This is a genomic window from Sphingomonas sp., from assembly GCF_036387535.1.
In the GTDB taxonomy this organism is placed as follows: domain Bacteria; phylum Pseudomonadota; class Alphaproteobacteria; order Sphingomonadales; family Sphingomonadaceae; genus Sphingomonas_R.
The window spans coordinates 1-4,853 of record NZ_DASVTO010000100.1 but is presented as its reverse complement, the minus strand read 5'-3'; the positions used below and the strand labels follow the sequence as shown (position 1 = coordinate 4,853).

General features: G+C 67.8%; 5 protein-coding genes. 3 read left to right on the top strand and 2 right to left on the bottom strand.

All coding sequences use genetic code 11. From position 1 onward, the window contains the following. On the bottom strand, positions 1-274 hold a 274-nt coding region (locus VF649_RS09315), incomplete at its 3' end, for a DUF2271 domain-containing protein (RefSeq protein ID WP_331011685.1). An 11-nt stretch (positions 275-285) separates the two neighbouring features. After that, positions 286-933: a PepSY-associated TM helix domain-containing protein gene (locus tag VF649_RS09310; RefSeq protein ID WP_331011684.1), complete on the bottom strand. Its 648-nt coding sequence runs from the start codon at positions 931-933 to the stop codon at positions 286-288. A gap of 112 nt (positions 934-1,045) precedes the next feature. On the opposite strand from VF649_RS09310, the gene VF649_RS09305 reads away from it, so the two are divergent. From VF649_RS09305 to VF649_RS09295, 3 genes are all read left to right on the top strand, one after another. Next, a complete protein-coding gene (locus tag VF649_RS09305) occupies positions 1,046-1,504 on the top strand; it encodes a hypothetical protein (protein ID WP_331011683.1) in 459 nt (152 codons plus the stop codon). Between the two features lie 60 nt (positions 1,505-1,564). Next, positions 1,565-3,916, top strand: a complete 2,352-nt coding sequence (locus VF649_RS09300) for a TonB-dependent receptor (protein ID WP_331011682.1) — start codon at positions 1,565-1,567, stop codon at positions 3,914-3,916. Next, the coding region (locus VF649_RS09295; protein WP_331011681.1) for a PepSY domain-containing protein at positions 3,916-4,853 on the top strand (938 nt) is incomplete at its 3' end. The genes VF649_RS09300 and VF649_RS09295, both read left to right, overlap by 1 nt.

The following is a 4,853-nucleotide window of genomic DNA, read 5'->3' as shown; positions in this document are numbered from 1 at the left end:
CCGCCGGCATGGTGAGCCCGCGTCCTCCCTTCCGCCACCACGCGCGCAGGTCGGCCAGCCATTTGGTGCCGGGCTCGTTCCCGGCCTTGCGGATGTCGTACCACACCGCCAGCGTGCGGGCCGCGCCACCGGCGGCGGGTTCCAGCCACGCCGCGACATAGGGACGATGATATTCGGCGACGGGCAGCCGGGGGATCGTGACCGTGATTGTCCCGGCGGCATGGGCCGGCGCGGCAATCGCGCCACCGATCAGCAGGTAGGCGGTGGAACGCATGGACAATCCCCTCAATGGATCAACAGGAAGGCAAGCAGGACCGGCACCGCCAGCCCGAACGCGACGAGCGGCCAGGTGAGCGGGCGGTTGCGCGCATGGAGTTGCAGCAGCAGCAGCCCGGTCATGGTGAACAGGATGCAGGCGACCGCGAAGATATCGATGAACCAGGCCCAGGCGCCGCCGGCGTTGCGACCCTTGTGCAGATCGTTCAGGTAGGAGATCCAGCCGCGATCGGTGACCTCCGCCGTGATCCGCCCGGTGGCGCGGTCGATGCTGACCCACGCGTCCCCGCCCGGCCGCGGCATGGCGACATAGACGTCGGTGTCGGACCATTCGGCAGGATGATCGGTGGGATCAAGCCCGATCGCATCCGCGACGCGCGCGGCCACGACCTGCGGCAGCGGGGCATCGGCGGCGTGCGGGGTAGCCAGCGCGCGGAGCAGCGGCGGCGGCAGCTGCGCGCTCCGTTCGGCCACCACCGGTTTGGCCGCGATGGTGGCGGCATGGTTGAGCGTGATCCCGGTGATCGCGAACAGCAGCATGCCGATCAGGGACACCGCCGCGCTGATCCAGTGCCAGCTGTGCAGTTGCCGCATCCACCAGCCACGCCATTTCGATTTGCGCTTGCGCGCGATCGGCGGATGGATCGGGGGTTGCATCTGGTTCACGCTCCGTCGCGTAGCGCCTGGCCATTCCCGAAGCAATGACTATTGCAAGTCATTAGCAGGTCATGCCGGCGGCGGATCTTCTTGGGGGATTTTCCGGATCGGGATGACAGATCCGCAAAGCGTCCGTAACAGCGGCTTCGTGACCGCGATCCGCCGCCTGTTCCCGCACCGCCCGATGCTGTCCGCGGGCATCATCCTGTTGGCATTGCTGATGAAGCTGCTGGTACCGGCGGGTTATATGGTCGGCGGGTCGGCCGGTGCCGTGCGGATCGTGCCGTGCAGTGGCCTTGCGCCTGCCGGACCGATCGCACCGACCACGATGTCGGTCATGACCATGCCCGGCATGGCGCATCATCCGGACGCGCCCGATCACGCCCGGCCGGACATGCCCTGCGCCTTTGCGGCGCTGACGGCGCCGTCGCTGGCGGGCGCAGACCCGGTGCTGCTGGCGGGTGCGATCGCGTTCATCGTGATGGCGGCGGCACCCCAAATCACGCCGCGCACCTGGACCGTGCCCGCCTTTCTGCGTCCCCCCTTGCGCGGACCGCCGTCGCGACCCTGACCGCCAGCTCTTAGCGGTTCCGTCGTCCGGCGGGTTCCGCCCGTCGTACAGGGGATTTCCATGTCCAAGCGCCATATACTGGCCGCGATCGGATCGATCGCGTGCGCCGCCGCGTCGGCCGATGCCCAGACCGCCACCAAAGCCCAGACCACCACCGAAGCCCGCCGTGCGGACCTGCTGCGTCAGCGCGACGCGATCGATGCCGCCTTGCGCGCGCTCGATCAAGACACTCCGCCCAGGCCCATCGCCCGCCCGATCGAAGGCGAAATCGTCGTGACCGGGTCCGCACTGCCGCTCACCACCCAGGTCCGCGGGCAGACGGTCACCACCATCGATGACCGCATGTTCCGCAATACGCCGGCAACCACGATCGCCGACATCGTGAAGCTGTCGCCGGGCGTCGCCGTGATCCAGGGCAATGGTCCGCGCGACGTCGGCGTTTCGATCCGCGGATCGAACGCGCGCAACAGCTTCGGCGCGCGCAATATCGTGGTGTTCGAGGATGATTTTCCCGTCACCCAGCCGGATGGGCTGGCGCGGTTCGACCTGACGGACCCGCATGCCTATGGCGCGGTCGACGTGGTCCGCGGGCAGTCGTCCGCGCGCTACGGCAATTATGCGACCGGCGGGGCCGTCAATTTCCGGACGCGGCGCGGTCGCGACATCGACGGGCTGAACATCGGGCTGGATGGCGGCAGCGACCGCTATGCCAATCTGTACGCGACGATCGGACATGCCGGTGCGGACTATGACTATGCGCTGTTCGGCAGCGTCGTACGCGCGACCGGCGCGACCGGTCACAACCGTTACGAAACCGGCACGCTGAACGGGTTGGTCACCTATCAGTTGTCGGACCGCGACCGCCTGACCGGCAAGCTGATCTACAATGAGGGCGAATTCCAGCTGTCGACGCGCTTGTCCCTCAACGATTACCGTATCAATCCCTATCAGCGCGGGTGTGAGACGATCGCCGCCGCCGCGCCGGGGTGCGGGCGGATTGCGGTGCTGGTGAACGGCGTCAACGGCGCCCGGATACCCCAGACCGCGGCCGAGGCCGATCTGGCGCGCAATGACCGTCGCACCATCGCCGGCACGCGCTATGAACATGATTTCGCGGCGAACACCACCTGGCGGACGCAGGCGACGTTCGATAGCCGGGTCGTCAACCAGCCCACCAGCGCCACCCCGTTCAAGGGCACGCTCAACAGCTACAATCTGAGCAGCGACGTCACGCATCATGCCACGATACTGGGCCGCGACGCGACCGGCTTCGCCGGCATCTTCTACAATTACCTCGATAATCAGAGCTATAGTTTCAACAAGACGCCGGCGGGCCGCAACGGCATCGGCGCACCGACGCAGACGGTGTTCGGCGACGTCCGCAACCTGGGCGCGCGGGCGCGCACCGAACTGGCGCTGACCGGCGCGTTGCAACTGATCGCCGGGGTGGGCGCAGAACGGTCGATCATCGATGTCCGCCAGACCGGCTATGCCTATCCGGTCGGGCGCGATCCGGTGCTGACGGTCATTCCGGCCGCGCGCCGGTTCTGGAACGTCGCACCCGAAGCAGCTTTGCTGTGGCGCGCGAGCGAAGCGATCCGCCTGCATGCGCGGTTCGGCACCGGCTATGGCATTCCGCAATCGGGCGCGCTGTTCGTGACCGCGGCCGGTGTCCCCGGCAACAATGTTTCGTTGAAGACGCAGCGGAACCGCGGGATCGACGTGGGGGTGCAATGGGATCTGGGCGACCGGCTGCACATCGAACTGACCGGCTACCAGGAATGGTTCCGCAACGAACAGGTCAGCCAGTCCGCCGGCGCCGATCTGCTCGCCTATACCGCCAACGCCCCGCGGTCGGTGCACCGGGGGGTGGAGTTCGGGGTGAACTGGATGCCGGCGCCGGGCTTGCAGATCGACGCGAGTTACAGCCACAACGACCAGCGTTATACGGAGTTCGTCGAGCGGCTGAGTGCGGGCGGGGCATCCGCCACGTTCGACCGCGACGGCAACCGGATCCCCGGCGTCATCCCGACCTTCGTCAACGCGCGGGTCGGCTATGATCAGCGGCGGGGACGATTGCGCGGGATGGGCGGATTCGTGGAGCTGGGCTACCGTGCGCGCTACTGGATCGACAATGCCAATCTGCTCGCCGTCCCCGGCTATACGCTGGTGAATCTGAACCTCCATTATGACCCGCCGAAGGAGACGGACGGCTGGTCTCGGCTGGGCTTTTTCGCGTCGGTGCAGAATCTATTCGACCGGACCTATGTCGGGTCGGCGGCAATCCTGGCCGACAGCCTGAACCCCGCTACCGGTCAGCAAAATCCCGCGGCGGTGCTGATCGGCACCGGCGGATCGATCTACGCCGGGGCGCCGCGAACCGTCTATGCCGGCGTGCGGGGGCGCTTCTGATGCCGGGCTATGCCGCGATATGGCGCTGGCATTTCTATGCCGGGCTGTTCTGCATCCCCTTCGTGCTGTGGCTGGCGATCACCGGGTCGATCTACCTGTTCCGGCCGCAGGTGGAGGCACTGATCGATCGGCCCTATACGCATCTTGCGATCACCGGGCCGCGGGCGTCGGCGGCGCGGCAGGCGGACGCGGCGGTGCGCGCGGTGCCGGGATCGGTGCTGGATCGGTACCAACTGCCCCAACGTCCCGATGACGCGGTGCAGGTGATCGTGGGGAAGGGCGGGGCCGAAACCCGGGTCTATGTCCATCCGCAGACGCTGGCGGTGCTGAAGCGGGTCGATGAAGACAGCCGGCTGATGCCGCTGATCTTCCGCCTGCACGGGGAACTGCTGATCGGCGATACCGGGTCCTATCTGGTCGAGCTGGCAGCGTCCTGGGCGATCGTGATGATCCTGTCGGGGCTGTTCCTGTGGTGGCCGCGCGGGCGCGGCGTGGCGGGCGTCCTGTACCCGCGGCTAAGGGGGGGCGGGCGGCGTTTCTGGCGAGACCTGCATGCGGTCACCGGCTTTTGGGTTTCGTTCTTCGCGCTGTTCCTGCTGGTGTCGGGGCTACCCTGGGCAAAAAGCTGGGGCAGCTATCTGAAGGCGGTGCGCAGCGTGGCCGAGGGGCAGGTTGTGCGGCAGGACTGGTCGACCGGCCATGCGGGCGAGGTCAGGCTGCGCGTCGCACGCGATGCGGGCATGCGCGCGGCAGCCGGCGCGCATGCCGACCATGGCGGGATGACGATGCCGCATCCCGTGCCATCGACGGTGCCGATCGACCGGCTGATCGCCACCGTCCGCCCGCTGCAGCTGGCGGCACCGGTGCTGATCGCGCCGCCGGCGGGGCCGGGACAACCCTGGACCGCCAAATCCGATGCCGCCAACCGCCCGCTGCG

Coding starts and splice junctions, on each gene's coding strand:
- VF649_RS09310 (WP_331011684.1), bottom strand. CDS start 933: ATGCAACCCCCGATCCATCCGCCGATCGCGCGCAAGCGCAAATCGAAA.
- VF649_RS09305 (WP_331011683.1), top strand. CDS start 1,046: ATGACAGATCCGCAAAGCGTCCGTAACAGCGGCTTCGTGACCGCGATC.
- VF649_RS09300 (WP_331011682.1), top strand. CDS start 1,565: ATGTCCAAGCGCCATATACTGGCCGCGATCGGATCGATCGCGTGCGCC.